At 74.3% G+C, this 366-nt stretch carries 1 pseudogene; it reads left to right on the plus strand.

Annotation, left to right across the window (positions count from 1 at the left end):
• Positions 1 to 170: 170 nt before the first annotated feature.
• A pseudogene (locus tag FLP08_RS17405) lies at positions 171 to 366 on the plus strand (hypothetical protein); the annotation flags it as partial.

The raw sequence follows: 366 nt of genomic DNA on the forward strand, positions 1-366 counted from the left end.
GCCGATCGCGAGCACGTCGAGCGGATCATGGCCAAGGCCCTGGCCAGCCGGCCGGCGCTGCCGGACGTCGGCTTGTAGCCGGCGCCGCGCCCTCGCCGCCTCGCTCCCCAGGGAGCGGCCGGCGAGAGCCAGCGGCAGAGCATTCCGTCCACCGTCCCCAGGGAGGCCCCATGCCCAGCATCCTCGGTCACAACTACGTCGGCGGCGCTCGCAGCGCCGCCGGCAACCTCATCCTGCGCAGCCTCGACGCCGACAGCGGCGAAGCGCTGCCCTACGCCTTCGTCCAGGCCACCGAAGCGGAGGTCGACGCCGCCGCCCGCGCCGCCGAACGCGCCTATCCACACTACCGGCAACTGTCCGCCACGC

Origin of the sequence: Christiangramia aestuarii, assembly GCF_009735585.1 — a bacterium.
GTDB classification, from domain to species: domain Bacteria; phylum Bacteroidota; class Bacteroidia; order Flavobacteriales; family Flavobacteriaceae; genus Christiangramia; species Christiangramia aestuarii.